Below are 25,379 nucleotides of genomic sequence, written 5' to 3'. Positions count from 1 at the left end.
CGGGAAGACAGTCCTGGAGCAGCCGGAGTTGCCGTATTGGGTATGAAAATTCTCTCTGGCTTATTATATTGAGCGCTGGTGACCGCAATAATGGCAAAACTTGAACATTTCGATCGATTGTGGCTTTTGGCACCAATCCGAATTTGAACAGATGTCGAAAGCGTTGGTTGCGACTGAATCGCATTCTCAGGATTGTTGTATAAATGACTGAAATAAAATCAAAAAAACGCAACTATCCCGATGTCCGTTTTGCCGTTGCGCCCATGATCGACTGGTCGGACAGGCACTGCCGCTATTTTCACCGGCTCTTTTCCAGACGCGCATTGCTCTACACCGAAATGGTGGTTGCGGATGCCATCATCCATGGGCCGCGTGACCGGTTGCTGGGCTTCGATGTGGCGGAACATCCGGTGGCGTTGCAGCTTGGCGGTTCCGACCCGGCGAAGCTGAAAGAGGCAGCCAGAATCGGCGCTGATTACGGCTATGATGAAATCAATCTCAATGTCGGCTGCCCTTCGGACCGCGTGCAGTCCGGCACATTCGGGGCTTGTCTCATGCAGACCCCGGACGTAGTGGCGCGTTGCGTTTCAGCCATGAAGGAAGCCGTTTCCGTGCCTGTTACTGTCAAATGCCGTATCGGCGTTGACGATCAGGACGTGGAAGTTGCGCTCGATACCTTGGCCGACCTGACGCTTGACGCTGGTGCCGATGCGCTTTGGGTCCATGCCCGCAAGGCCTGGCTGAAAGGATTATCGCCGAAGGAAAACCGCGAGATTCCGCCGCTCGATTATGATCGCGTCTATCGGCTCAAGGAACGGCTCGGCGATGTTTTCGTCGGCATTAATGGCGGGATTAACACGCTTGATGAAGCCGAAACGCATTTGCGCAAGGTCGATGCGGTCATGCTCGGTCGCGCCGCCTATCATAATCCGGAGCTTCTAGCAGAGGTGGATGCGCGCCTTTATGGCGGCGAACAACGCGATACTTCGATGGCCGATGTTATCGATGCGATGTGTGACTATATTGATCGCCACATTGCGGCAGGCGGCAGGCTTTCGCATGTGAGCCGCCATATGGTCGGGCTTTTTACCGGACAGCCGGGCGCACGGCGCTGGCGGCAGATCCTTTCGACGGACGCCACCAAGCCGGGCGCGACGAGTGAAGTTCTGCGTCAGGCCTATGCCGTTGTGACTGAAGCGGCGGCAGAAGCTGCTTAATCTATAAGAATAAGCTGGTCGCCACGAACGGTGAATCCGCCGAGCGTTTGCAGGAAGTTCATGCCAAGCAGGCTACCGGTCATCAGGCCTTCCTTCGTCACCATAGCGCGCACATTCTGGCGTTCGATATCGCCGATCTGCAATGTGGCAATGTTGATGACTGCTGCACTTGCCGTGCCATTAGCGGTCATGATCGGAACGGAATAGTTGAGCGAGGCGGTGTTTATGCCTGCGCGTTCTGCATCTTGCTGGGACAGGACGACCGACGACGCGCCGGTATCGACCAGAAAATGAACACGCTCACCGTTCACGCGTCCGTTGACCTCGAAGTGACCGTTTGCAGCCTTTGCAAGCGTGACGGTCAGGGAGCCATCGGCATTGCGACCCGAAATAGGGCTTCCGGGGATAAGCCCGGCCGTGACCCGGCTTGCGACGTCCTGTAGCTCATAACGATACTGGTAGCCTGCAACGAGGCCGAGAATAATCACGGCCCACATGGCCATGTTGCGTGCAAAGTCGGTCAGCTTGATACCGGAGCCGAGCAGACCCGCGGCAAGCACGACGCCCCATATGCCGAGATAGGCCGCGCGGGCAAATACGTCATTGTCCATGCCCAGCGTTGAGCCGCTGTCATTGTTGGACATCAGCAGCAGGACAACAATCGCAACCGCCGCAATAATGAGCCAGAAAAAACGCCCCATCAGCCAATTCTCTTTTCAACAATGATTTCATGCCTGTCGGCGAGAAGCGCCCACACGGCCAATCGCTCGTCCGCGCTCATGCTGGACCAGCGTGCAATCTCATCCAGCGTTCGGGCACAGCCGAGGCAGAAGCCGGTTTCCGGATCGATCGTGCAGACAAGGATGCACGGGGATGCGATGGTTGTCGTGTCCATGGATGCAATGTGGTTGCGTCACAGCGCCATGACAAGCCCGGCGAGAACGGCAATCGAACAGATCTGCTGTGCTGCGCCCAGGGTATCGCCCGTCTGCCCGCCGATTTTTGCCATGCAAAGTCGGGCAAAGCCGAACAGCAGAACAGTCGCCAGCACCAGCGCATTGATGAGCGAGAGAAATCCGCCCGCTGGTATGAGCGTAAAGACAAGAAAGACCAGCCCGATCCCGAAACCGCAAACAACGGTCTCCCATTGCGGCTTGCCGACGCTATCGGAAAGCCCGCCGGGACGCGCCGAGGGCAGGGCGTGCCAGAATGCCAGCATGCTCGCGCGGCTTGCCGCTTCGCAGCCAATCAGCGCAAGTGCCGCATAGCCAGCGCCCGCACGGTCGATGATCGCCATCAGGAGCGCCGCCTTCAAAACCACGAAAACAATCAGCGTCAGCGCAGCGAAAGTCCCGATGCGGGAATCTTTCATGATGTCCAGCCGGCGATCAGGGGAAGAAGCGCCGAAAAAGCCGTCAGCAGTATCGCCCAGGCCGTCTTCATGAAGCGCGCCGGTCATCGCCGCCAGAGCCCCAATGGCGAGCAGAGCACTTGCAAGGGGCGGCAGGTTTATTTTATGGGCCATGAAAAGCACAATGCCGGCCAGCAGGCCCAGAACCGCACCTGCGAGCGGAAAGGCGCGGGCATTGCGCGGCAGCGAATCATCGCCGTTCTCGAACCAGCTCTGCGGAAGCGGCAGGCGGCTCAGAAAGCCCAGACTCCGGATCGTGTCGCCAATGAGACTATTTCGCTGCAAGTGACTGTTCCACCTTGTTTCCCGAGCGGCGTTCTCGCGATAATTCGCCTCAATATTGCTTCAGCTCAAAGAGGTGATTTGAAAATTCGCGTCAGTGCTTATAGGACGACCCCAACGAATTTACACCTCCCATCATTGATTGGACTGAACTTATGAGCGCCAGCGGCCTACCTTTCGACGATTTCCGAGAACTGATCCGAAATCTGCCGGGTCCCGACCTTGGCGCGGAAAGAGCCGTTCGCGAGCGCGAAGCTACGCTCACCAAACCCGCAGGTTCGCTCGGACGCATGGAAGAGATCGTGGCATGGCTGGCCGCATGGACCGGCAAGCGCACACCTCAGATCAATCGTCCGCTGGTTGCAGTCTTTGCCGGTAATCACGGTGTTACGGCCAAGAATATTACACCGTTTCCACCAAGTGTCACGGCGCAGATGGTCGAGAATTTTGCTGCCGGTGGCGCAGCAATCAACCAGATCTGCATCGCCAACGATCTTGGGCTGAAGGTGTTCGATCTGGCGCTGGAGCATCCGACCGGCGATATCACGGAAGAACCGGCCATGGACGAGCGCACTTGTGCTGCAACTATGGCTTTCGGTATGGAAGCGATTGCCGGTGGAACCGATCTCCTGTGCATCGGTGAAATGGGTATCGGTAACACCACGATTGCCGCGGCAATCGCGCTGGCGCTCTTCGGTGGTACGGCGGAAGACTGGGTGGGGCCGGGCACCGGTTCAACGGGTGAATTGCTTGAGCGCAAGCTTGCCGCCGTTCGTCAGGCGGTTGCCTTCCATCAGGCGCATCTCGGCGACCCGCTGGAAGTGTTGAGCCGCCTCGGCGGTCGTGAAGTCGCAGCCATGGCTGGTGCAATTCTGGCGGCGCGCATGGAGAAAATTCCCGTCATCGTCGATGGCTTTGTGGCAAGTGCTGCCGCAGCGGTTCTTTTTGCGGCCAACCCGGAAGCCATAGACCATTGCCTGTTCGGCCATGTCTCTGCCGAGCCGGGCCATCGCAAGCTTTTGGAGAAGATGGGCAAGCAACCGCTGCTCGATATGGGAATGCGCCTTGGTGAAGGTACCGGCGCAGCGCTTGCGGCCGGTATCGTCAAGGCGGCGGCGCTGTGCCATAGCGGCATGGCTACGTTCGAACAGGCTGGCATATCCGGCTCGAAATAGAGGTTGTCAGTACTATCAAAAAAGCCCGCCACTTCCGGCGGGCTCTTTTTTAATCAATAGCTTAAAAGCGTCAGTTGTTATCTTTGTCGAGCACCATGTAGTCGAGTGGCAATTCGGTGGTATATTTGATCTGCTCCATGGCAAAGGAAGAAGACACGTCGCGAATTTCGATCTTGCTGATGAGGCGCTTGTAGAACGCATCATAGGCGGCGATATCCGGCACGGCCACGCGCAGCAGATAATCGACATCGCCGCTCATGCGGTAGAACTCGATCACTTCAGGAAACTCCTGAACCACTTCGGAGAAGCGCTTCAGCCATTCATGGCTGTGGGAGCTTGTGCGCACCGACACGAACACCGTCACCCGCGCATTGACGCGAACCGGATCGAGAATGGCGACACGACGCTTGATGACGCCGTCTTCCTCGAGTTTCTGGATGCGGCGCCAGCAGGGCGTCGTGGAAAGGCCAACTTTCTTGGCAACGTCTGCCACCGCAAGTGTCGCATCTTCCTGCAATAAGCGCAGTATCTTTCTGTCGAGCCTGTCCATGCGTTTCCGTTCCCGGTTTTAGAAATCGTTTCCCGAACTTTGCGAATAGGTGAAACGTCATACCTTATGGTTCGCAATGATCCGAAGTTACAGGAAAAATATTCCGATGAGAACGAATGGAATAAAAATTATTTATCGTCTCGGATGATGTCGCGCACTTTTGCCTGAAGAACAGGCACAACTTCAGCGTCGAACCATGGATTGCGCTTGAGCCAGCCGCTGTTGCGCCAGGAAGGGTGCGGCAGGGGCAGCGCGATTCGACCCGCCGGATTGGGTGTCTCCATGAAATGCCGCCAGTTCTTGACGGTTTCAGTCAGATTGCGGCCTCGATAGTCGGGCAGGTGATAGGCCAGGGCGTATTGCCCGACGACCAGAATGAACTCCAGTTGCGGCATCGCCGCGAAAACACGGTCATGCCAAGTCTGGCGGCATTCGCGGCGCGGTGGAAGATCGCCGCCATGCTTGTCATAGCCGGGAAAGCAGAAGCCCATCGGAATGATGGCGAAGCGTGATGGATCATAAAACTCTTCACGTGATACGCCGAGCCATTGCCGCAGGCGATCCCCAGACGGGTCGTTGAACGGCAGGGAAGTGTTGTGCACGCGAATGCCGGGAGCCTGGCCACAAATAGCGATTTTCGCTGTATCAGAGACGATACAGACGGGGTTGGGCTCGTGCGGAAGGGGCGGCGGAAATTCAGGGGTGTCGCGGCAGATACGGCAGGCCCGGATCGACTGACTGAGCGTGTCTGGTTTTTCCATGAATTGTATCGGCGAATTCTATCAGTTTCGGGGCAGGATCATTTCGATTAAAGTCCGGATATGCTCTCTTATATAGGTAAAGGCTTCGTCGATCACACCCAGCAGTGATCGACGGTCGGATTGCCGGGCCGTTTCCTCATTGCGATGTTGCTTGCGCCATAGAGACGGTTGCTGGAACTGTCCTGCCCAAACGCCGCGTTGGTTACTGCGGGCGTCTCTTTCTTCACGCTGATAGTCGCCGTAGGCGACGGCCCAGCCCTGTTCGACCATCCAGCGGTTGAGATCGGTTTCACCGAGATAACAGCGCGCCAGATCGCGACTGTACTGATCCCGCCCCTCCGTCTCGCACCGAATCGAAGACCTGCTGATTCTGGCCCGCAAGATGTTGCGAGCTTCCTTGCCGCAGTCATAAGCGGCTCCTGCCCGGACGCATTGCTGTTGCATCTCCGGCGCGTCGATCCCCTTGAGCCGTATATGTCTCTTGCCAACGACCACAGTATCGCCGTCGATGACATAGGCCGGCCCGTTCAAAGCTTCTTTGGGAGCTGGTGGGATCGGCAGATAGGCGATAAGCGCGACGAGGACGGAAAAGAGTAATATCGTCAATAAGATACTGCGAAAATTTATATTATTGCTTTTGCGGGCAGGTCGGTAGGGACGTCTGTGAGGACGACGGTATTTGCTCATAGGTGGCTTCCCGATTCCCTGGCGTCCTTGATTTTGCGGCAGACTGCGAACTCTTGTCCTTTGCGTCAACAAGAGCAGATTGTTGATCAGAACAACAGTCAGTTTGTTGTCAATTAGCAACAGTCTTTACCGTTGCTTTAGGCTAGAAAGAGCTCTGGCACATTTTGCCCATTTCCCGCCACAAACAGGCGTCACCGCTTCAAGGGAAGGCAGAAGCCGTCGAACCATTGGGAGCCGGTAAGCTCCAGCAGGATAGGCAGGAATGACGAAGGGCGTGTTGTTGCACAGCAAACGGATTGGGAACAGGATCAACCCTGTTCACGCGCCCTTTATTCTTTCCCATGATGGTAAGGCTTTTTTCGGCCAAGATCGGGTCTCAGTCTTGACCAAAACAGCGTGCATTCTGTCCTCCATGAATGTTTCCTCCACTGAATGTGAAAGACCAGCGTTGTGATGCGTATCCGCAGTTTTTCATATAGCGCCCTTGCTATGGCTCTCGGCTTGGCCATTGCCTGTAACAGCGCCTTTGCTTTCGATCTCAATGACGATTCCGAAAAGTCGAGAAGTCCGTTCGAACTCTTCAAGTTCGGCTTCTCTGCATATAAGAACGGTCACAAGGATGAGGCGATCAAGGCGCTGCGCTATGCTGCAGATCGCGGCCATCAAGGCGCAAAGTGGAAACTGGCCCGCATGTACGCCGATGGCGATGGCGTGCCGGAGAATGACTACGAAGCCTACAAGATTTTTGAGAAAATCGTTCGCGAAGGTTCCGAGCCGGGATCGGAGAACGACTCCTATGTGGCTGATGCCCTCGTGGCGCTTGCAGGCTATGTGAAGCGCGGTATTCCCGGCTCGCCGGTCAATGCCAATCCGGGCATGGCGCGCAATCTTTATGTGCAGGCTGCCTCGAATTTCGGTGATTCAGCGGCCCAGTTCGAGCTTGGCAAGATGCTGCTTGATGGCGACGGTGGAGAACGCAATTCCGTTCAGGCCGCACGCTGGTTTCAGCTCGCAGCCAAGAAGGGTAATGCTGGAGCGCAGGCCATGCTCGGCAACATGCTGTTTCAGGCAGGGAAAACCGTTCGTGGCCTTGCCATGATGACGGCAGCTTTTGAACGCTGCCCGACCGAAGATTGCCCGTGGATACGCGATATGCAGGAACAGGCATTCTCGATTGCGGGTGAAGCGGACCGCCGCAATGCGGTTGCTCTCTCCAGTGACTATGTCACCAAAGGCGATTTCTGATTGCTGTTTTGAGGTAGGGGCATTTCTCAGGCCGAAAGCGTTATCGTTACCGGCACGTGGTCGGACGGCTTTTCCCAGGCGCGGACATGCTTTTCCACATCACTTGAAATGAAGCGATTGGCCGCCTCCGGCGACAGCATCAGATGGTCGATGCGGATGCCGTTGTTCTTCTGCCAGGCACCGGCCTGATAATCCCAGAACGAGTAAATTCCACCATCGTCGGTTGACGCACGGATCGCATCGGTAAAGCCCAGATTTTCAAGCCTGCGGAATGCCTGACGTGATTGGGGCTGAAAGAGCGCGTCGCCGACCCACTGGCCGGGGTTCTTTGCATCTTCCTGCTCGGGAATGACGTTATAGTCACCGGCAAGCACCAGAGGCTCTTCCAGGGCAAGACGATCTTTCGCCCATAGTTCAAGCCGCTGCATCCACGAAAGCTTGTAAGGAAACTTCTCCGTGTCCACCGGATTGCCGTTCGGCAGGTAAAGCGAAACAACACGAACAACGCCTTTGTCCGTCGAGTAGACGCCTTCGATGAAACGCGCCTGCTCGTCGCTATCATCACCCGGAAGGCCACGGTTGACCTCATCCGGTGATTTCTTGGACAGAAGCGCGACGCCGTTGAAGCCCTTCTGACCGTGGGTTTCCACATGGTAGCCAAGCGCTTCGATCTCCAGACGCGGAAACTGGTCATCGACCGATTTTATTTCCTGCAGGCAGGCGATATCGGGCGAGGACTCCTTCAGCCAGTGCTGGAGGTTGTCGATGCGGGCTTTGACGCCGTTGATGTTCCAGGTCGCGATTTTCATATCGCTATGATTATGCGCTTGGCGAGGTGAGGGCAAGCAGCACGCAATCGCGCGCCACAGCTTTTCATCGACCACAATTTCAATATCCGCGGATATTTCGGCGCAAGACTATTTGTATTGGCGGTTTTGCATTCCTATTTGCTCTGGACAGGAGCCAAACAGGAGATATCCGAATGTTCGACGCCAAGAAACTTCTCGAACAGTTTCTGGGATCACAAGTACCTGGTACGTCGGGAAGTGTCCGCGACAAGGCCGGGCAGGTGACCGATCTTGCAAAAAAGAACCCGCTTGCGACAGGCGCTATCGCCGCCGCCATCCTTGGCACCAAGACCGGACGCAAGCTCGCGGGCAATGTGGCGACAGTGGGTGGCATTGCTGCCATCGCCGGATTGGGATATCTCGCCTACAAGAATTATAAGTCCGGTCAGGCACCGCAGGAAGCTGAACAGCTGGTTGCGAAGGAGCCTGAACTGCTTCCGCCGCCTCCGGCCGATTCTCCGTTCCACCCGCAATCTCCAGCCATGAGCAACAGTTTCGCGCTGACACTTGTGCAGGCGATGATTGCTGCCGCCAAAGCCGATGGTCATATCGATGACGCCGAGCGGGCTCGCATCATGGAGAAGGTGAAGATTTCAGGTCTCGACGATGAGGCGGAAGCCTTCCTTGAAAAGGAACTTGCCGATCCTGTCGATCTCAATGTTCTGGTTTCAGCCGCACAGACTGAAGAGCAGAAGGTCGAGCTTTATACGGCTTCGCGTCTTGCAATAGATCCGGATAACCGGGCTGAACGCGGATATCTGGATATGCTGGCTGGTCGCCTCGGTTTGCCGGATGCCTTGGTGGACCACATTGAGGCGACGGTCGCTTCGGTCAAGGTTTGAGGCTTGTTGTTTTCCGGCAGTCATGAAAAAACCGGCTCCCCATGGCAGCCGGTTTTGAATTTCGACCTCGTGCGCGCCGATCAGATGGCGAAACTGGTTCCGCAGCCGCAAGCCGAAGTGGCGTTTGGATTGCGGATCTGGAACGACTGTCCCATCAGATCGTCGACGAAATCGATTTCCGAGCCGTCCATATAGGGAACCGAAATGGAATCGATCAGCACCTTGGCGCCGAGCTTCTCGATGACGATGTCGTCGTCGGTTTGCTCATCGACAAGATCGTATTTATAGGAGAAACCGGAACACCCGCCGCCTTCGACAGAAACGCGAAGGGCAGTCTTTCCCGGTTCCGATCCGAGAATCTTGGCGATCCGCCTTGCTGCGGAATCTGAAACGGTAATGCCTGTCATCTGCCTTGTTCCGTTTGCAATTGCGAATATCGAACCGGGCGATTTTCCAGATTTCCGATAGCCGCATACTTGCCTTCATGATTAGCTGATAGCTATGAACGCGAACTGCGGAAGTCAATGTTCGCAACAGTTTTGTGTAATCATATTACAGTGAAGGATGCATCGCAATGTCGCTGGAAGGAATAGGCTTCGGTTATCGCGAACGCGCGCCCTATGCCTGTGATCCTGCACGAAGCCGTGGACGTCTGGTGCCGGAGTCGGAAAGCCCGACCCGCACGCCGTTCCAGCGCGACCGCGACCGTATCATTCATTCCACGGCATTTCGTCGTCTGAAGCATAAGACGCAGGTTTTTATCGCGCATGAAGGCGATCATTACCGCACACGGCTGACGCATACGATAGAGGTCGCCCAGATTGCGCGTGCGCTGGCTCGTGCATTGCGGCTCGATGAAGATCTGGCCGAGGCGGTGGCGCTTGTCCATGATTTTGGCCACACACCTTTCGGCCATACCGGTGAGGAGGCGCTCAACGAACGCATGAAGCATTTCGGCGGGTTCGATCACAATGCGCAGTCGCTCCGGATCGTGACCAAGCTCGAACATCGCTATGCCGATTTCGATGGGCTCAACCTCTCCTGGGAAACGCTGGAAGGTCTGGTCAAGCACAATGGGCCTTTGCTGGGCGCTCATGCGACGCATCCGGATGTCCCGGTTCCGTTGCCGATTCTCGATTTCAACGAACGCTATGATCTGGAACTGACGCGCTTTGCCAGTCTGGAAGCGCAATGCGCGGCCATTGCCGACGATATTGCCTATAACGCCCATGATATCGATGACGGTCTGCGGGCCGGGCTTTTGAGCCTCGATGCACTGGACGAAGTGCCGTTGACAAAACGCCTGCTCGATCTTGTTCGGGCGCGCTATCCCGATCTCGATCCCGTTCGCACCGGTCATGAACTGGTGCGCAGGCAGATCACCATCATGGTGGAAGATGTAATCGAAGAGGCCCAGCGCCGTCTTGCCGCGGCAAACCCGCAGAGCGTGGAAGAGGTGCACGGACAGTCGCACGCGCTTGTGGCTTTTTCCGATGCCATGCGCGCCGAAGAGAAGGTGCTGAAGCGGTTTCTGTTCAAGAACCTCTATTTCCACGACAGCGTCGTGGTGCGCAGGCACGCCGCCGACAAGATCTTGCAGGATCTTTTCGATGCCTGTTTTGCCGACCCGTCGATCATGCCGCCGGAATGGCAGTCGGGCTGCGAGACGCTCGATGAAGCGGCGCGAGCGCGGCGGGTTGCCGACTATCTTGCCGGGATGACTGACAATTATGCCGTGCGAGAACACCGACGATTGTTTGACCGCACACCCGATTTAGCTTAATCGGGGCCAAACGAAGCGGCATTTCCGGCAGACTGGCCGGGTTCCGCAGGAAATTTAGAGCATTTCCAGCAAAAGTGCGAAGCGGTTTTGCGTTGGACAATGCGACGAAACAGAGCATTTCCAGCAAAAGTGCGAAGCGGTTTTGCGTTGGATAATGCGGTAAAACAAAGCCCGGCGTAAGCCTGACAGGACAGACCATGAATATCTTTGCAGATTTCGACGCACGTATCAAAAAGACGTTGCAAGATATTGATCTGAAACCGAAAGACGGTGGCGAACTGGACCTTTCGCGCATCGGTGTCGAGCCGCCACGAGATGCTTCCCACGGCGATATTGCAACCAATGCTGCAATGGTGCTTTCCAAGGCTGTTGGCCAGAACCCGCGTGAACTCGCCGGTCGTATCGCCGAGGCTCTTGCCACGGACGAAGATGTCGAAACTGTCGATGTCGCCGGTCCAGGCTTCATCAATCTGCGTCTGAAGGCTACCTACTGGCAGCGCGAACTCTCCGCGATGCTGAACGAAGGTACGGATTTCGGTCGTTCCAAGCTTGGCGCGGGATCGAAGGTCAATGTCGAATATGTTTCGGCAAACCCGACCGGTCCCATGCATGTCGGCCATTGCCGTGGTGCTGTCGTGGGTGACGTTCTGGCCAATCTGCTCAAGTTTGCAGGCTATGATGTGGTCAAGGAATACTACATCAACGATGCGGGCGCACAGATCGATGTGCTGGCGCGGTCCGTCATGTTGCGCTACCGTGAAGCACTCGGCGAGAATATCGGCGAGATTCCGGCGGGTCTTTATCCCGGTGACTATCTCGTTCCGGTCGGGCAGGAGCTTGCCAAGGAGTTTGGCACGAAGCTTCTGGAAATGCCGGAAGCCGAAGCACTTGCTCTCGTAAAGGATCGGACCATTGACGCCATGATGGCAATGATCCGTGCCGATCTCGATGCGCTCAACGTGCATCATGATGTGTTCTTTTCGGAGCGGAAACTGCATGTGGATCATGCACGGGCGATTCGCAATGCAATCAACGATCTGACGCTCAAGGGTCATGTCTATAAGGGCAAGCTGCCTCCCCCGAAGGGTCAGCTTCCGGAAGACTGGGAGGATCGTGAGCAGACCTTGTTCCGTTCGACGGAAGTGGGTGACGACATCGACCGCCCGCTGGTGAAGTCGGATGGCTCTTTCACCTATTTTGCTGGCGACGTGGCGTATTTCAAGGACAAGTACGACCGCGGCTTCAACGAGATGATTTATGTGCTGGGCGCCGACCATGGCGGCTATGTCAAGCGTCTGGAAGCGGTTGCAAAGGCTGTTTCCGACGGTAAGGCGAAGCTGACGGTGTTGCTCTGTCAGCTGGTCAAGCTCTTCCGCGACGGCGAGCCTGTGCGCATGTCGAAGCGGGCAGGCGAGTTCATCACGCTGCGCGACGTGGTCGATGAAGTCGGTCGTGATCCGGTTCGTTTCATGATGCTTTACCGGAAGAACGATGCGCCGCTGGACTTCGATTTTGCCAAGGTGACGGAGCAGTCGAAAGACAATCCGGTCTTCTACGTGCAATATGCCTCCGCACGTTGCCATTCGGTTTTCCGGCAGGCTGTCGATCAGCTCGGGCTTGCCGATCTCGACCGAGTCAGCATGGCTGCGCATTTCGACAAGCTGACCGATGAAAGCGAAATTGCGCTCGTTCGCAAGCTGGCCGAATATCCGCGTCTGATCGAGGCTGCGGCTATTCATCAGGAGCCGCATCGGCTTGCGTTCTACCTCTATGACCTCGCCAGCGCGTTCCATTCACAGTGGAATAGAGGCACAGAGAACCCGGACTTACGTTTTATTAAGGTTAACGATCCAGACTTGTCACTAGCCAGGCTAGGGCTGGTACAGGTTGTTTCCGATGTGCTGACTTCCGGATTGATGATAATCGGTGCGGATGCTCCAACGGAAATGCGCTAGAGTGTAGTTCGAAGGTGAACGCCGTTTAGAACGGATTATACTCGAAGAATGATCTCCGCGGCTGTAGCGGTCGCAATATGCGGTTCGAGATGACTTCGGAGATCAGGCGACTGTCACAAAGCTTTTCAGGTCGAAAGACTGATTGAAGGCAAAAGTTGACAAGTCGAACAGGTGGAAGGCCATAATGAACGCAAGTCATTGGTCTTCCTTCTGGCGCAGGAAACTTCCGTCAACTTTTGCCCACATTGCCTCGCTAAAAAGCAATGTATGGAGACGTCTTGCGACGTCCAGGGTTTGAGTTAGGAACACGCTATGACGGACAGCAGTGCAAATCCCCGTAATTACGGCGAGCGTCCGTTGCACGAAGACGATCCACTGATGGAACTGTCGCGGATCATGGACTTCGGCACGCCTGCTGATAACAACGTCGCTTGGAATGAGCGCCGCCCTTACTTTGAAGACAACCGAACAGAGCCGGGCTTCGATCCATCGCTGGATCTGGAGCGCGAATTGCTCGGTGACTTCAATGATTATTCTCAGCCTGCGGATCAGTCACAGTTGGCAGCGATGCCCGTGCAAGATGATTCCCATCTATTGGATGAGCCTCTGATTCATGAGGAAGAACTTGCTTCGGCGTTGGAAGACGAGCTTGATCTTCAGTTAAGCGAGGATGAGCAGGCGCCTGAACTGGATACGCCATCATTTGAAACGCTTGAGTTTGAAGAAGCTGACCGTACCGAACCTGTACCGCAATTCGACTACAACGATTATTCGACTGCGCGCGATTCGAATGAGGAAGCGTATGCCTCGTCGCCGTCGGTCTACGGTCGCCGCGAAACAGTCGAGCCGGTTCATATCGATCAAACGGATTACGATCCGACGATCTATCAGCCAGCGATTGAGCCGCAAGAAGAGGCTTACCCGCCTGCGCGTCAGCATGACTGGAACGTTCAGCCAGTTGAGCCGTCAGAGCAGTCCTATGCTGCCGTCGCAGCGCCGGTTTCGCTTGAGGACGAACTGGAAAATCTCCTGTTCGGCGACGAGCCGCAGCCTGTGACTCAAGATAACACCTATTTCTCCCGTGTTGCGCCCGCGGAAGCGGCAAATGTTCAGCACGATACGGCGCCGGTGCAGAATACCGGGCATCAGGATGTGCCGGAGCTGGAAGACTTCCATTTCGATGATTTGCAGCTTGATGAGGCGGCTTATGATGATGAGGCTCCGGCTGCTGCACCGGTTGCGCCAATCGAAGCCTACGCCCCCCAGACGGTTCCGGCGGGATACCCGTACTACACGCGAAGCAATTTCTCGTCGGGAGTTGCAGGACAGGATGCGGTAGCGACAGCACCAAGGGCTGATTATGCGCCGGTTGCAGAATCGGCTCCTTCGCTCGATGATGAAGACGATTTCTCCTTCGATGACGATTTTTCGTTCGATCTTGAGGAAAACCCGGCTGCAATTGATGCTGAAGGAACAGAGGACGATCTTCCTGAGCTGGCTGAGATCAGTCTTTCGGAAGACGATTTCGGTTTCGAGCCGTCGGGGGATGTTTCCAGCGCGCAGGATGCGAATGCGTTCAGCGAAGATGATTTCTTCACTGAAAGCGATCTCGATCTGAGTGCGGAAACAGTCGACGAAACCGCCGCTTATGCGCATGCGGTCCGTTCGGACGATGACTATCGACCGTCCCCGGCTTCTTTTTCGCAGTTCGGCGATGCTCATACGGCTGCGGTCAGTGCTGCTCCGGCACCCGAAGTCGAAACATTGAGCGTGGCCGACGAGAAGGTCGAGCAGACGCACTCCCTCGATTTGCCGGAAATCAATTACGGTGAAGAAGAGCCCAATGCAGGTCTGACTGATCTCGAAGCAGAATTTGCCGATGTCTTTAACACGGTTGGTGTGGATGAATCGGCGAAAACCGACGCACAAAGCGAAGCCGACAGGGCTTTTGAAGATATATTCCGCGAAAGCGCCTCAACCTATCTGCCGAATTCGGACGCCAGTGTCGGTGCCGCTCTAGGTGCTGCCGCAATGGGCGTCGGTGCAGCCGCGACAGCTGGAACGTATGGCCGTTCGCAGGCGACACCTCAGGCGATACCCCAGACTGCAGCGCAGTCGAAAGCCTCTAACTCCCTGGGCAACGAAGACGACTTCTATAACCATTGGGCAGCCCAAGGCGCGCAGACCCTGGAAGGCGGCGACTATGGCGAACGCGCTGCGATGCAGGCGGAAGACGATCTTGGCAGCGCTGCCGAGGCCTATCGCAATCGTCCGGTTCGGGGCCGTCGCGGCCTCATTCTGGCCAGCGTGGCCGGTGTGGCGGTGCTTCTTGGCGGGATCGGCTATCATTTCCTTGGAGGTGGCGGTTCTAGCGAACCGGTCGTGATTCGTGCCGACAATCAGCCGATCAAGGTGCAGCCTGAAAATCCGGGCGGCGCCACGGTGCCGAATCAGGACAAGGCCGTTTATGATCGGGTTGCCGGTACATTGCCGAACAATCCGGAACAAAAGTCCCTGATTACGTCCGGTGAAGAGCCGGTCGATATTTCCAGCACGGATGACAGTGCGAACATGGCGGACAATACGCCAGATGAGCCGCCGGTGACGAATAATGCTTCGGCCCAGAATCAAAACACGAATCACAATGCGCCGTTGGTTCAGCCGCGCGAAGTGGAAACCATGATCGTTCGTCCGGATGGTTCTATCGTTCAGCCTTCGTCAGCGCCGGAGGAAACCGCTTCGCAGCTGTCTCCGGCAAATACTGCTCAGCCGGCGGCTCCCGCCGCTGGCGATGAAATTGCTGCGCTTGCGGCTGGCAATGCGCCTGTAGAGCCGGCTGCGCAAACACCGGCACCGGCCCCGCAGGCACAACAGCCTCAGCCGACTGCAGAAGCACCACGTCTTCCTGTCCGTGCACCGGTGGTGCCGTCACGCCCCGCCGAACAGCCGGTTAATATCGTTGGCAATGTTCCGCAGCGTACGCAGCAGGCACCGGCGGCGCCAGCCGCACCTCAGGTGGCATCGGCGGCAGGTGCGGGGGGCTATTTCATCCAGATCGCTTCGCAGCCATCTGCCGAACTGGCACAGAAATCTTACGCCAACATGGCCCAGAAGTATGGCAACGTGATCGGTGGCCGCAGCGTCGATATCAAGCGCGCCGATATTCCGGGCAAGGGCACCTACTATCGTGTCCGCGTTCAGGGCGGCTCCAAGGAAGATGCATCCGCACTTTGCGGACGTCTCAAATCCGCAGGCGGCAGCTGCTTCGTGACGCAGTAATTGATCGAATATTGAACATTGAAAGGGCGGCCTCGGTCGCCCTTTTTCATGGTCCACTACCAAGCTCCGATTTTTTCAGTTACACCGGGGCAGGGTTGTTTGAGAACAGCATTTCCAGACCATTTTGGGGAAGAGCGCATGAAAGAGTGCAAGGCATGGATTGCCGGTGTGTCGGGAACGAAACTTACCGAGGACGAAATCGCGTTCTTCCGCGATGAAAGACCTTGGGGCTTTATTCTTTTTGCGCGTAATGTCGAAAGTCTGGAACAGGTTTCAGAGCTGACGGCTCACATGCGCGACTTGACGGGCCGGGATCAGACGCCGGTTTTCATTGATCAGGAAGGTGGTCGTGTGCAGCGCCTTCGCCCGCCGCTCGTCCCAAACTATCCTTCGGCCTCGGAAGTCGGTGCGATCTATGCGCGTGACCGCGAGGCCGGTCTGCGTGCAGCATGGCTTCATGCGCGTCTCCATGCATTCGATTTGCTGAAAATCGGTGTTAATGTGGATTGCCTGCCGGTTCTGGACGTACCTGTCGAAGGCGCGCATGATGTCATCGGTGCACGAGCATATTCGAAGAATCCGCATGCGGTTGCCGAAATGGGACGAGCTGCCGCTGAAGGCTTGCTCGCCGGCGGATTGCTGCCTGTAGTCAAGCATATGCCTGGGCATGGCCGAGCGTTTGCCGACACGCACAAGGAGCTGGCGCGCGTCTCCGTTCCACTGAATGAACTGGTTGCGCATGATTTTGTGCCGTTCAAGGCGCTCAATGACCTGCCGATGGCAATGACGGCGCATGTCGTGTTCGATTGCATTGATCCGCAGCGTCCGTCCACATTGTCGCCGACCGTCATCAATACGATCATTCGCGATGTCATCGAGTTTGACGGTCTCGTTATGAGCGACGACATTTCCATGAAGGCGCTCTCGGGTGGGCTTGGCGATATTGCAGACGGCATCATCGGTGCCGGTTGCGATATGGTTCTCTATTGCGCGGGCGTGATGGAAGAACTGAAGCAGGTTGCAGCACGTGTGCCGGTTCTTGAAGGCAAGGCGAAGCGCCGTGCCGATCTGGCGGAAGTCTATGCGGGTGACCCCGATCTTTCCGATGAGGATGAACTGCGCGCAGAATTCAACGCCATGTTCGAACTGATAGCGTAATCGCCAAAAATTGGTAAACTGACATCATCGGCGGATTGATCCGCCGGTGAACCTCATCAGCAGGGAAACGGGTTTGGCGGCATCGGGAGCAGACACAGACGGCAAAGACGGCACGCTCGTGCCGATGGATGCGCTGTGGCAGGGCGATTCCGAGCGCAGTGAAAGCGAGCCGTCGCTTCTCATCGATGTGCAGGGGTTTGAAGGCCCTCTCGACCTGCTGCTGCATCTTGCACGAAGTCAGCGCGTCGATCTTGCCCGCATCTCCGTTCTGGCGCTCGCAGAGCAGTATTTGGTGTTCGTGGAGCAGGCACGCGCCTTGCGCCTCGAACTTGCAGCCGACTATCTCGTCATGGCGGCGTGGCTTGCCTATCTCAAGTCGAAGCTGCTGATCCCCAAACAGCCGGGCGATGATGGAGCAACCGGCGAAGAACTGGCGGCTTCGTTGCATTACCGCTTGAAGAGACTTGAAGCCATGCGCGATGCGGCGGCAAAACTCGTCAATCGTAATCGGCTGGGGCGGGATGTCTTTGCGCGGGGCATGCCGGAAATGGTCATGGTGGACAGGACCAGCCAGTTTTCTGCGACATTATACGACCTTCTCACCGCCTATGCTTCGCAGCGGCAGCGACAGTCCGTTTCGCAGGTGCAGATCGCCAAGCGGGCGGTCTGGTCATTGAAAGAAGCACGCGTGGCGCTTGAGCGTTTGATGGGGTCTGTGGGGGACTGGATTTCTCTCGACCGTTTCCTGATCGATTATGCGCTTTCGCCGCGAGAAAGAGCTTCGGCACTCGCGAGTTCCTTCGCTGCCAGTCTCGAACTTGTGCGCGAAGGCAAGCTGGAAGTCAGGCAAAACGCTCCTTTCGAGCCGATCTATATCCGGGCGACAGGGGATATCAGCGAATTGGATGAGGACGAGGATGTCTGAGGCGGAACGTCGAAATCTGGCCGAAATCGATAGTGACGACGATCAGATCGAAACAGAAAATTCTGTCTCGACACAGGGGCTTGCTGACCTTGCACGCATTGTGGAGGCCATTGTTTTTGCGTCCTCCGAGCCGGTTTCCGAACGCGCATTGGCAGAACGCCTGCCAGCCAATGTGGACGTCGCACCAGTTTTAAAGCATCTGCAGAAAGTATATGAAACGCGCGGTGTGCATCTTGTTCGGGTCGGCAACGCTTGGGCGTTCCGTACCGCTCCGGACCTCGCCTTTCTCATGAGCCGGGAAGCCGTGCAGCAGCGCAAACTGTCTCGCGCGGCGATGGAAGTGCTGGCTATCATCGCTTATCACCAGCCGGTTACACGCGCTGAGTTGGAAGATATCCGCGGCGTGGAGACATCGAAGGGTACGCTTGACGTTCTCATGGAGACCGGCTGGATCAAATTGCGCGGTCGCCGCCGGACGCCTGGCCGCCCGGTTACTTACGGGACGACAGATTCGTTTCTCGACCATTTCGGCCTGCCTGAAATCCGCGATTTGCCGGGACTGGAAGAGCTGCGCGGGGCAGGGCTGCTTTCTGCACGTATGCCGTCGAGTTTTGCCGTTCCGGTGCCGAATATCGATCCGGATGAGCTGACAGAAGACGAAGAGCCGCTCGAAGATATCGATCTGGAAAGCCTTGGCTTGCTCGCGCCGCGCGGTGAATAGTCTCAGTCTGGCCTTTCTGTTGAATTTTATTTGCCGCAGGGCCGTTCACTGTCACACTTCTGTTTGAAAGATTTGTTGAAAGCGCTTAAATCGTAACTGGCATTGCAGGAACATGTCGCGCATTCGCGGCAATGAGAGGAATAAAATGGGTAGCTTTTCCATCTGGCACTGGCTGATCGTCCTGGCGGTTGTCCTTCTTCTGTTTGGCCGCGGCAAGATTCCCGAGCTGATGGGTGATGTTGCCAAGGGCATCAAGAACTTCAAGCAGGGCATGTCCGACGAAGACGCCAAGGATGAAGCCCGGGATTCGGGTCGTACGATCGACGCCAAGGCTGACGAGACGGTCAACGACGTCAAGAAAACCACCAAGTCCTGATCTGACGGATAAAGCATGCTGCGCGCGGGAGAACGCGCGCAGCATATTTTGCCATTTACAAGTGCGGTTTTCCGCCGAAAGACGGGACGCGCGCGCGAATTGCGCGGGGTATCAAGAATATGCTCGACATCGGTTGGTCTGAACTTCTGATTATTGCGATCGTGATGATCGTGGTCGTCGGTCCCAAGGATTTGCCGAAGATGCTGAGGGCATTCGGCAAGGCGACCGCGCGTATGCGCGCAACTGCCAATGAGTTCAAGCAGCAGTTCGACGAAGCCTTGAAAGAGGCTGAGCTGGACGACGTCAAGAACATCATCGATGAAACCCGCAAGCTCGACCCACGTTCAAAGATCACGCAGGTATTTGATCCGATTCGAAGCGCAGGCGAGGATTTGCGCTCCGGCCTTCAATCCACGTCTTCCATGTCTCCGGCGACGCCTGAAAAGGTTGCCGAAGTGACGACGCCGGTTGATGCCGATGGCGCACCGGTTCCGCCTGCTGTGAAGCCAGCCGGGGAAAAAGCCGTAACGCCGAAGAAAACCACCCGCAAGGCTGCTCCAAAGGCGGAGAATAAGGCGACCGAAGCCAAGGCAGCCAAAACGAAAGCAGCTTCTAAGACGGTTTCCGTCGCAAAGCCCGCTGCCAAAAAGCCCGCAGCGGCGAAACCGGAAACAGCCAAGGCTGCTGCGGTCGCACCTGCCAAGAAGACCACGAAGAAGACAGGAACCAAAGCGTGAAACGCGACGAGGACGAAATCGAACAGAGCGCAGCGCCTCTGCTTGAGCACCTGATCGAGCTGCGCCGCCGCCTGATCTGGGCAATTCTGGCATTTTTCGTGGCATTTATTTTCTGTTTCGCTTTCGCAAAACAGCTCTTCAACCTGCTCGTCGTGCCTTATCAATGGGCGCTCGACTGGGCTGGTATGGATCGCTCGAAAGCAGAACTGATCTATACCGCGCCGCAGGAATTCTTCTTCACGCAGGTGAAGGTTGCCATGTTCGGTGGCGTCGTTCTGGCCTTTCCGATCATCGCCGCGCAGATTTATAAGTTCGTGGCTCCTGGCCTCTACAAGCATGAGCGCATGGCGTTTCTGCCGTTCCTGATCGCATCGCCGATCCTGTTTTTGACCGGGGGCGCGCTCGTCTATTTCTTCTTCACGCCGATGGTGATGTGGTTCTTCCTCGCAATGCAGCAGACCGGCGGCAGCGGCGAAGTGCAGATTTCTCTCCTGCCGAAGGTGTCGGAATATCTGAGCCTCATTATGACGCTCATCTTCGCTTTCGGTCTGGTCTTCCAGTTGCCGGTGGTCACGAGCCTTATGGCCCGTGTCGGACTGGTCACCTCGGCTGGCTTGAAAGACAAGCGCAAATACGCGATCGTCATCGCTTTTGTCGTTGCAGCTGTCCTGACGCCACCGGACCCGGCGAGCCAGATCGGCCTTGCCTTGCCAACGATCCTTCTCTACGAGATTTCAATCATCGTGGCTCGCATGATCGAGAAGAAGCGGGATGAGGCGCAGGAAGCTTCCGACGCTGAAAACAACGCTTCATCGTCCTGATTTGTCACGATAATTCTGTGAGGTCGCAGGTTGTGCGGCCTCGCTTCTGTTCAATTTCACGAAACGGCTTTTCCCATGCTCGACATCAAATGGATTCGCGAAAACCCTGAAACCCTCGACAAAGCGCTCGCTAAGCGTGGGGCTCAGCCGCTGTCGTCCGAATTGATGGCGCTGGATGAAAAACGCCGCGAATATGTCGGCAAGGTTCAGGCCGCCCAGGAGCGCCGCAACGCCGCTTCGAAAGAAATCGGCAAGGCCATGGCCGCAAAGGATGCCGCAACGGCTGACAAGCTGAAGGCCGAAGTCGCCGCGTTGAAGGATTTTCTTGCGCAGGCTGAGGACGAAGAACGCCGCCTGACCAAGGAACTGAACGACGCCCTGTCGACCATTCCCAATATTCCGCTCGAAGACGTACCGCTCGGTAAGGACGAAAGCGACAATGTCGAAATTCGTCGCATCGGCAACCAGCGTAACTTTTCCTTCCAGCCGAAGGAACATTTCGAGCTGGGCGAAGCACTCGGCTACATGGATTTCGAGCGTGCCGCAAAGCTCGCAGGTTCGCGCTTTACCGTGTTGAAGGGACCGCTTGCGCGTCTCGAACGTGCGCTCGGTCAGTTCATGCTCGACCTGCACACCATGGAGCATGGCTATACCGAAACGATGCCGCCGCTATTGGTAAATGACAAGGCGGTTTATGGCACGGGCCAACTGCCCAAATTCTCAGAAGACTTATTCCGAACCGCGGATCAAGAGAATCAAGAACGGGATTTGAAGGAACAGCTTGATGCAGCTTGGGACATAGCCCAGCAAGCCATCGCTCGCGAACCCAATAAAAGCCCGGCTGAGATACTTGATTGGCTTAGATCTATGATCAAGTCACCAGAGCGAGTTTCGTTTAGTCTGGCGGACAATCCAAGCCGTCGCTGGCTCATTCCGACCGCTGAAGTTCCGCTGACCAATCTGGTTGCCGATGAAATCGTCGAAACCAAATCGCTTCCCCAGCGCTACACGGCGCTGACTCCATGCTTCCGTTCGGAAGCGGGTTCTGCCGGTCGCGACACCCGCGGTATGCTGCGTCAGCACCAGTTCCTGAAAGTGGAAATGGTGTCGATCACTGATGCGGACAGCTCGATTGAAGAGCATGAGCGCATGACTGCCTGTGCTGAAGAAGTGCTGAAGCGGCTTGGTCTGCCGTTCCGCACCGTCGTGCTCTGCACCGGCGATATGGGCTTCGGCGCACAGAAAACCTATGACATCGAAGTATGGCTGCCCGGCCAGAACACTTATCGCGAAATCTCAAGCTGCTCGGTCTGCGGTGATTTCCAGGGGCGTCGCATGAATGCCCGCTACCGTCCGGAAGGCGAGAAATCGACCCGTTTCGTGCACACGCTGAACGGTTCGGGGGTCGCCGTCGGTCGTGCCCTGATCGCCGTCATGGAAAATTATCAGGAAGAAGACGGTAGCATTCATATTCCTGAAGCATTGCAGCCATACATGGGCGGCCTCACGCGGATAGAGAAAGCTGCGTGAATCGAAATTACTGACAGCCTTAATGAAGGAGTGACGACGTGCGAATTCTGCTGACGAACGATGATGGTATCCACGCTGAAGGCCTCGCAGTTCTGGAACGGATCGCACGCAAACTTTCCGATGATGTATGGGTTGTCGCCCCGGAAACTGATCAGAGCGGCCTAGCGCATTCGTTGACGTTGTCGGAACCGCTCCGCCTTCGCCAGATCGATGAACGCCATTTTGCATTGCGCGGCACGCCGACCGATTGCGTCATCATGGGCGTGCGCCATGTTTTGCCGGGGGCGCCTGATCTCGTCCTCTCCGGTGTCAACTCCGGGGCGAACATGGCTGACGATGTGACCTATTCGGGCACCGTCGCCGGTGCGATGGAAGGAACCTTGCTCGGTGTGCGAGCCATCGCGCTGTCGCAGGAATATGAATATGAGGGTGACCGCCGTATCGTGCCGTGGGAAACGGCTGAAACCCATGCCCCAGACCTTATAAAAAAGCTGATGGCGGCAGGCTGGCCGGAAGGGGTACTTCTGAACCTGAATTTCCCGAATTGCGGTCCGGAGGAAGTGAAAGGCGTGCGCGTCACAGCCCAGGGTAAACTCAGCCATGACGCCCGGCTCGATGAGCGCCGTGACGGACGCGGCTTCCCGTATTTCTGGCTGCATTTCGGTCGCGGCAAGGCTCCGGTGGCTGACGACAGCGATATAGCAGCTATCCGTTCCGATTGCATTTCGGTCACCCCGTTGCACCTCGATCTGACCGCGCATAAGGTTCGGGCAGAATTGAGCGCAGCACTTGGGGTTGAAGCATGAGGCAGGCAGCGTCTGAGCGCCCACGGCTTTCGGACAAGGAAGGATTTGCGTCCTTCGTTATGAGGATGCGTGGATACGGGATTGACGATCCGCGTCTTTTCGCGGCCGTTGAAGCTACGCCCCGCCAGAGTTTCCTCGCATCTTCCTGGTCGCATCTTGCTTATAGCTCGCGTACTGCGCCGCTTGACTGCGGCGAGTATATGGAAGGCATCGACGATCAGGTTCGGGCTATAGCCGCACTCAAGCTGGAGCCCGGTCATCGTGTACTCGAGATCGGGACCGGTTCCGGATTTACCGCGGCAGTCATGTCTTCGCTTGCCGGTCGCGTCACGACCGTTGAGCGCTATCGCAAGCTTTGCGACCACGCCTTGCAGCAATTCGTGTCGCTGAAGCGCGAAAACATCATGGTCAAACATGCCGATGGCCGTCATGGAATGCCCGGCGGCCCCTTCGATCGTATTCTGATCTGGCTCGCCTTCGAGGAAGTGCCACGTCAGTTCGTTGATCTTCTGGCAACGCATGGCGTGCTGATCGCCCCGATTGGTCCGGGCGATGGCCCGCAGGTCATGACCCGTATCGCCAAGGTCGGCAGCCGATTCGAACAGGAAGACCTGATGGCGGTCCGTTATCAGCCTTTTATCGAAGGTGTCTCTTCCGTTCTGTGAACGGCGGCGTATCGATTCGTCAAAATGATGACTATCAGGCTCTCTTCGGCAGCAGCGGGGAGGGCTTTCGGTCGCTTTGTGCGCTTATGGTATTTAATTGGTGAATCTTTTTTCGAAGATTTGCCGTTCTTAACCAGAGAGTAACATTAACGCGTTTTAATCACCTTACTGAGTTTCGAGTATGGGCGAGTTGAACATGCGTTTACAAATTTTGCAGCACACGTCTGAACGTCTTCTGCGGAATGTCGCGATCGTTCTGATTGCCGGTTTTGGTGCCGGGTGCAGTGCCGATACGATGCGCTTCACTGATGGTATCAGTACGGGCTCTACGTCCAGTCAGCGTGTCGCACAGCAGCCGGCTGGCGATCTTTATGCATCTGCGGCTCCCGTAGCTCCCGCTTCGAGCGGTTCCGTTCAGCGCAATTCATTGCCGCCAGTGTCCTCAGCGCCGATGGCGGCGGCGCGGCAGTCGGTTCAGGCTCCGGTCGCAGCGGCATCCAATAACATTCAAAATCAGGTTGGGCAGGCGCAGGACATGGCCGCAAACCGTGTGAACAACACGGTCAATGCCGCTGAAACCAAAGTCGCCAGCGCGGCCACCTCCACGCGCAATACCGTAAACGGTGCGCAGGAAAAGGTTCTCGGCCAGCTTCCGGCAAACCCAACCATGCCGCGGCCGACTGATAACAATATCGCAGTCGTGCCGCAGGCACCTGCTGTCAACGGCAAGAAGCCTTCGGCGAACGATATGGCTTCGGCCGGTGCAAATGCCACAACGCCGCCAGCGCCGAACGGCACCTACACGGTTAAGAGCGGCGATTCGCTCTTCTCCATCGCGCAGAGGCACAACGTTCCTGTCGAGCAGTTGAAGAAGGCAAACGGTCTGTCAAATGGCGCTATCCGCGTCGGTCAGGCGCTTCTTATTCCGTCTGCCGCAGCGGGCAATGCAACACAGGTTGCAGCAGTTTCGCAGCAGCCGGAAAATCCGGCCAAGGCTGCCACTGCGCCGACCGCCAATGCCGATGTGAAGCCTTACACGCCACCACAGGCGAGCAACAAGGTGATCGAGGATGCCGAAAAGGATCAGGCGGCAGCGCCTTCCTCAACTGGCATTTCCCAAATGCGCTGGCCAGTGCGTGGCCGTATTCTCGCAAGCTTCGGTCAGCGTGAAGGCACGTCTGTAAGCGACGGCATCGACATTATGGTCCCGGAAGGGACATCGGTGAAGGCGGCTGAGAATGGCGTTGTCATCTATGCCGGTGACGGTCTCAAGGAATTCGGTCAGACTGTTCTGATCCGCCACGACAACGGCCTCGTTACCGTTTACGGTCACAACAGTCAGATACTGGTTCAGCGTGGACAAAAGGTTCGGCGCGGCGAAGAAGTTGCAAAATCGGGTATGAGCGGCAACGCAAAATCTCCGAAGCTGCATTTCGAGGTGCGCAAGAATTCGGCTCCAGTCAATCCCAGCAAGTATCTGGAATCTTGATCAAACAAGCGATCTTATAAAGAAAGGCGGGCTAAAAGCCCGCCTCAGACTGCTGACAAACCTCCGGCAGGGTCAAAATGACCTCAGATTCACGGAACGTCCCAGATTCAGAACGT

Annotated in this window: 25 protein-coding genes and 1 pseudogene; 18 read left to right on the top strand and 8 right to left on the bottom strand. The window is 56.5% G+C overall.

Features of this window, described 5'->3' with window-relative positions; translation table 11 throughout:
- Positions 1 to 203: 203 nt before the first annotated feature.
- Positions 204 to 1,217: a tRNA dihydrouridine(20/20a) synthase DusA gene (gene dusA / locus JNC70_RS09075; protein WP_104754081.1), complete on the top strand. Its 1,014-nt coding sequence runs from the start codon at positions 204 to 206 to the stop codon at positions 1,215 to 1,217.
- On the opposite strand, the gene JNC70_RS09070 is transcribed toward dusA, so the two are convergent.
- The 3 genes from JNC70_RS09070 to JNC70_RS09060 are packed head-to-tail and all read right to left on the bottom strand — an operon-like array spanning position 1,214 to position 2,913.
- Positions 1,214 to 1,918, bottom strand: a complete 705-nt coding sequence (locus JNC70_RS09070; protein ID WP_104754082.1) for a TIGR02281 family clan AA aspartic protease — start codon at positions 1,916 to 1,918, stop codon at positions 1,214 to 1,216. The genes dusA and JNC70_RS09070 overlap by 4 nt on opposite strands.
- Positions 1,918 to 2,112, bottom strand: a complete 195-nt coding sequence (locus tag JNC70_RS09065; RefSeq protein ID WP_104754083.1) for a DUF1289 domain-containing protein — start codon at positions 2,110 to 2,112, stop codon at positions 1,918 to 1,920. Before JNC70_RS09065 ends, JNC70_RS09070 begins: the two co-directional genes overlap by 1 nt.
- A gap of 18 nt (positions 2,113 to 2,130) precedes the next feature.
- On the bottom strand, positions 2,131 to 2,913 hold the full coding sequence (locus JNC70_RS09060) for an adenosylcobinamide-GDP ribazoletransferase (RefSeq protein WP_104754084.1): 783 nt from the start codon (positions 2,911 to 2,913) through the stop codon (positions 2,131 to 2,133).
- A 152-nt stretch (positions 2,914 to 3,065) separates the two neighbouring features.
- Here JNC70_RS09060 and cobT point away from each other — a divergent pair, with 152 nt between their 5' ends.
- Positions 3,066 to 4,085 (top strand): nicotinate-nucleotide--dimethylbenzimidazole phosphoribosyltransferase, encoded by a 1,020-nt coding sequence (gene cobT / locus JNC70_RS09055; RefSeq protein ID WP_104754085.1) that lies wholly within the window; start codon positions 3,066 to 3,068, stop codon positions 4,083 to 4,085.
- A 70-nt stretch (positions 4,086 to 4,155) separates the two neighbouring features.
- Here cobT and JNC70_RS09050 read toward each other — a convergent pair whose 3' ends face one another.
- The 3 genes from JNC70_RS09050 to JNC70_RS09040 all read right to left on the bottom strand — a co-directional run bounded on the left by JNC70_RS09050 (position 4,156) and on the right by JNC70_RS09040 (position 6,083).
- Positions 4,156 to 4,635, bottom strand: coding sequence for an Lrp/AsnC family transcriptional regulator (locus JNC70_RS09050; protein ID WP_006466649.1), 480 nt, complete (start codon positions 4,633 to 4,635; stop codon positions 4,156 to 4,158).
- Positions 4,636 to 4,763: 128 nt separating this feature from the next.
- The gene (locus JNC70_RS09045; RefSeq protein WP_104754086.1) at positions 4,764 to 5,405 is read right to left on the bottom strand and encodes a uracil-DNA glycosylase family protein; all 642 of its coding nucleotides are present in this window, start codon (positions 5,403 to 5,405) and stop codon (positions 4,764 to 4,766) included.
- Between the two features lie 12 nt (positions 5,406 to 5,417).
- On the bottom strand, positions 5,418 to 6,083 hold the full coding sequence (locus JNC70_RS09040; protein WP_104754087.1) for a thermonuclease family protein: 666 nt from the start codon (positions 6,081 to 6,083) through the stop codon (positions 5,418 to 5,420).
- 453 nt (positions 6,084 to 6,536) lie between these two features.
- Between JNC70_RS09040 and JNC70_RS09035 the strand changes: the two genes are divergently transcribed.
- Complete coding sequence (locus JNC70_RS09035) at positions 6,537 to 7,328, top strand: tetratricopeptide repeat protein (RefSeq protein WP_104754088.1); 792 nt, start codon at positions 6,537 to 6,539, stop codon at positions 7,326 to 7,328.
- 26 nt (positions 7,329 to 7,354) lie between these two features.
- Here the strand turns inward: JNC70_RS09035 and xth are convergent, their stop codons facing one another.
- A complete protein-coding gene (gene xth, locus JNC70_RS09030) occupies positions 7,355 to 8,137 on the bottom strand; it encodes an exodeoxyribonuclease III (protein WP_104754089.1) in 783 nt (260 codons plus the stop codon).
- Positions 8,138 to 8,310: 173 nt separating this feature from the next.
- Between xth and JNC70_RS09025 the strand changes: the two genes are divergently transcribed.
- Positions 8,311 to 9,018 carry a tellurite resistance TerB family protein gene (locus JNC70_RS09025; protein WP_104754090.1) on the top strand — a complete coding sequence of 236 codons (708 nt, stop codon included), beginning with the start codon at positions 8,311 to 8,313 and terminating at the stop codon, positions 9,016 to 9,018.
- Positions 9,019 to 9,098: 80 nt separating this feature from the next.
- Here JNC70_RS09025 and erpA read toward each other — a convergent pair whose 3' ends face one another.
- The gene (erpA, locus tag JNC70_RS09020) at positions 9,099 to 9,425 is read right to left on the bottom strand and encodes an iron-sulfur cluster insertion protein ErpA (RefSeq protein WP_104754091.1); all 327 of its coding nucleotides are present in this window, start codon (positions 9,423 to 9,425) and stop codon (positions 9,099 to 9,101) included.
- 167 nt (positions 9,426 to 9,592) lie between these two features.
- On the opposite strand from erpA, the gene JNC70_RS09015 reads away from it, so the two are divergent.
- The 14 genes and pseudogenes from JNC70_RS09015 to dipM all read left to right on the top strand — a co-directional run bounded on the left by JNC70_RS09015 (position 9,593) and on the right by dipM (position 25,263).
- Entirely contained in the window at positions 9,593 to 10,801 is a 1,209-nt protein-coding gene (locus JNC70_RS09015) for a deoxyguanosinetriphosphate triphosphohydrolase (protein WP_104754092.1), read from the top strand.
- 197 nt (positions 10,802 to 10,998) lie between these two features.
- Complete coding sequence (gene argS / locus JNC70_RS09010) at positions 10,999 to 12,756, top strand: arginine--tRNA ligase (protein ID WP_104754093.1); 1,758 nt, start codon at positions 10,999 to 11,001, stop codon at positions 12,754 to 12,756.
- Between the two features lie 312 nt (positions 12,757 to 13,068).
- Positions 13,069 to 16,035 (top strand): SPOR domain-containing protein, encoded by a 2,967-nt coding sequence (locus tag JNC70_RS09005; protein WP_104754094.1) that lies wholly within the window; start codon positions 13,069 to 13,071, stop codon positions 16,033 to 16,035.
- Between the two features lie 138 nt (positions 16,036 to 16,173).
- Positions 16,174 to 17,193: a beta-N-acetylhexosaminidase gene (nagZ, locus tag JNC70_RS09000; protein WP_104754095.1), complete on the top strand. Its 1,020-nt coding sequence runs from the start codon at positions 16,174 to 16,176 to the stop codon at positions 17,191 to 17,193.
- 73 nt (positions 17,194 to 17,266) lie between these two features.
- Positions 17,267 to 18,118, top strand: a complete 852-nt coding sequence (locus JNC70_RS08995) for a segregation and condensation protein A (protein WP_104754096.1) — start codon at positions 17,267 to 17,269, stop codon at positions 18,116 to 18,118.
- Positions 18,111 to 18,839 carry an SMC-Scp complex subunit ScpB gene (gene scpB / locus JNC70_RS08990; protein ID WP_104754097.1) on the top strand — a complete coding sequence of 243 codons (729 nt, stop codon included), beginning with the start codon at positions 18,111 to 18,113 and terminating at the stop codon, positions 18,837 to 18,839. The genes JNC70_RS08995 and scpB overlap by 8 nt, the downstream gene beginning before the upstream one ends.
- A gap of 145 nt (positions 18,840 to 18,984) precedes the next feature.
- On the top strand, positions 18,985 to 19,215 hold the full coding sequence (locus JNC70_RS08985; RefSeq protein ID WP_006466664.1) for a twin-arginine translocase TatA/TatE family subunit: 231 nt from the start codon (positions 18,985 to 18,987) through the stop codon (positions 19,213 to 19,215).
- A 119-nt stretch (positions 19,216 to 19,334) separates the two neighbouring features.
- Positions 19,335 to 19,952, top strand: coding sequence for a Sec-independent protein translocase protein TatB (gene tatB, locus JNC70_RS08980; protein ID WP_104754098.1), 618 nt, complete (start codon positions 19,335 to 19,337; stop codon positions 19,950 to 19,952).
- A complete protein-coding gene (gene tatC / locus JNC70_RS08975; protein ID WP_104754099.1) occupies positions 19,949 to 20,773 on the top strand; it encodes a twin-arginine translocase subunit TatC in 825 nt (274 codons plus the stop codon). Before tatB ends, tatC begins: the two co-directional genes overlap by 4 nt.
- Before the next feature lie 75 nt (positions 20,774 to 20,848).
- Positions 20,849 to 21,520: pseudogene (locus JNC70_RS08970) on the top strand (serine--tRNA ligase); the annotation flags it as partial.
- A gap of 120 nt (positions 21,521 to 21,640) precedes the next feature.
- Positions 21,641 to 22,303, top strand: coding sequence for a serine--tRNA ligase (gene serS, locus JNC70_RS08965; RefSeq protein WP_510185728.1), 663 nt, complete (start codon positions 21,641 to 21,643; stop codon positions 22,301 to 22,303).
- A gap of 38 nt (positions 22,304 to 22,341) precedes the next feature.
- Positions 22,342 to 23,109: a 5'/3'-nucleotidase SurE gene (gene surE / locus JNC70_RS08960; protein WP_104754100.1), complete on the top strand. Its 768-nt coding sequence runs from the start codon at positions 22,342 to 22,344 to the stop codon at positions 23,107 to 23,109.
- Entirely contained in the window at positions 23,106 to 23,774 is a 669-nt protein-coding gene (locus JNC70_RS08955) for a protein-L-isoaspartate(D-aspartate) O-methyltransferase (protein ID WP_104754101.1), read from the top strand. The genes surE and JNC70_RS08955 overlap by 4 nt, the downstream gene beginning before the upstream one ends.
- 181 nt (positions 23,775 to 23,955) lie before the next feature.
- Positions 23,956 to 25,263, top strand: coding sequence for a cell division endopeptidase DipM (gene dipM, locus JNC70_RS08950; RefSeq protein WP_104754102.1), 1,308 nt, complete (start codon positions 23,956 to 23,958; stop codon positions 25,261 to 25,263).
- Positions 25,264 to 25,379 lie beyond the last annotated feature (116 nt).

This window comes from Brucella oryzae, from assembly GCF_041929965.1.
In the GTDB taxonomy this organism is placed as follows: Bacteria; Pseudomonadota; Alphaproteobacteria; order Rhizobiales; family Rhizobiaceae; genus Brucella; species Brucella oryzae.
Note: the sequence above shows the minus strand (reverse complement) of the source record. Positions and strands in the feature narration are given on the sequence as shown.

Excerpts from the sequence above, each read along its gene's own strand:
- dusA (WP_104754081.1), top strand. The coding sequence starts at position 204 with ATGACTGAAATAAAATCAAAAAAACGCAACTATCCCGATGTCCGTTTT.
- JNC70_RS09070 (WP_104754082.1), bottom strand. The coding sequence starts at position 1,918 with ATGGGGCGTTTTTTCTGGCTCATTATTGCGGCGGTTGCGATTGTTGTC.
- JNC70_RS09065 (WP_104754083.1), bottom strand. The coding sequence starts at position 2,112 with ATGGACACGACAACCATCGCATCCCCGTGCATCCTTGTCTGCACGATC.
- cobT (WP_104754085.1), top strand. The coding sequence starts at position 3,066 with ATGAGCGCCAGCGGCCTACCTTTCGACGATTTCCGAGAACTGATCCGA.
- JNC70_RS09050 (WP_006466649.1), bottom strand. The coding sequence starts at position 4,635 with ATGGACAGGCTCGACAGAAAGATACTGCGCTTATTGCAGGAAGATGCG.
- JNC70_RS09040 (WP_104754087.1), bottom strand. The coding sequence starts at position 6,083 with ATGAGCAAATACCGTCGTCCTCACAGACGTCCCTACCGACCTGCCCGC.
- JNC70_RS09035 (WP_104754088.1), top strand. The coding sequence starts at position 6,537 with ATGCGTATCCGCAGTTTTTCATATAGCGCCCTTGCTATGGCTCTCGGC.
- xth (WP_104754089.1), bottom strand. The coding sequence starts at position 8,137 with ATGAAAATCGCGACCTGGAACATCAACGGCGTCAAAGCCCGCATCGAC.
- JNC70_RS09025 (WP_104754090.1), top strand. The coding sequence starts at position 8,311 with ATGTTCGACGCCAAGAAACTTCTCGAACAGTTTCTGGGATCACAAGTA.
- erpA (WP_104754091.1), bottom strand. The coding sequence starts at position 9,425 with ATGACAGGCATTACCGTTTCAGATTCCGCAGCAAGGCGGATCGCCAAG.
- JNC70_RS09015 (WP_104754092.1), top strand. The coding sequence starts at position 9,593 with ATGTCGCTGGAAGGAATAGGCTTCGGTTATCGCGAACGCGCGCCCTAT.
- argS (WP_104754093.1), top strand. The coding sequence starts at position 10,999 with ATGAATATCTTTGCAGATTTCGACGCACGTATCAAAAAGACGTTGCAA.
- JNC70_RS09005 (WP_104754094.1), top strand. The coding sequence starts at position 13,069 with ATGACGGACAGCAGTGCAAATCCCCGTAATTACGGCGAGCGTCCGTTG.
- nagZ (WP_104754095.1), top strand. The coding sequence starts at position 16,174 with ATGAAAGAGTGCAAGGCATGGATTGCCGGTGTGTCGGGAACGAAACTT.
- scpB (WP_104754097.1), top strand. The coding sequence starts at position 18,111 with ATGTCTGAGGCGGAACGTCGAAATCTGGCCGAAATCGATAGTGACGAC.
- JNC70_RS08985 (WP_006466664.1), top strand. The coding sequence starts at position 18,985 with ATGGGTAGCTTTTCCATCTGGCACTGGCTGATCGTCCTGGCGGTTGTC.
- tatB (WP_104754098.1), top strand. The coding sequence starts at position 19,335 with ATGCTCGACATCGGTTGGTCTGAACTTCTGATTATTGCGATCGTGATG.
- serS (WP_510185728.1), top strand. The coding sequence starts at position 21,641 with ATGATCAAGTCACCAGAGCGAGTTTCGTTTAGTCTGGCGGACAATCCA.
- JNC70_RS08955 (WP_104754101.1), top strand. The coding sequence starts at position 23,106 with ATGAGGCAGGCAGCGTCTGAGCGCCCACGGCTTTCGGACAAGGAAGGA.
- dipM (WP_104754102.1), top strand. The coding sequence starts at position 23,956 with ATGGGCGAGTTGAACATGCGTTTACAAATTTTGCAGCACACGTCTGAA.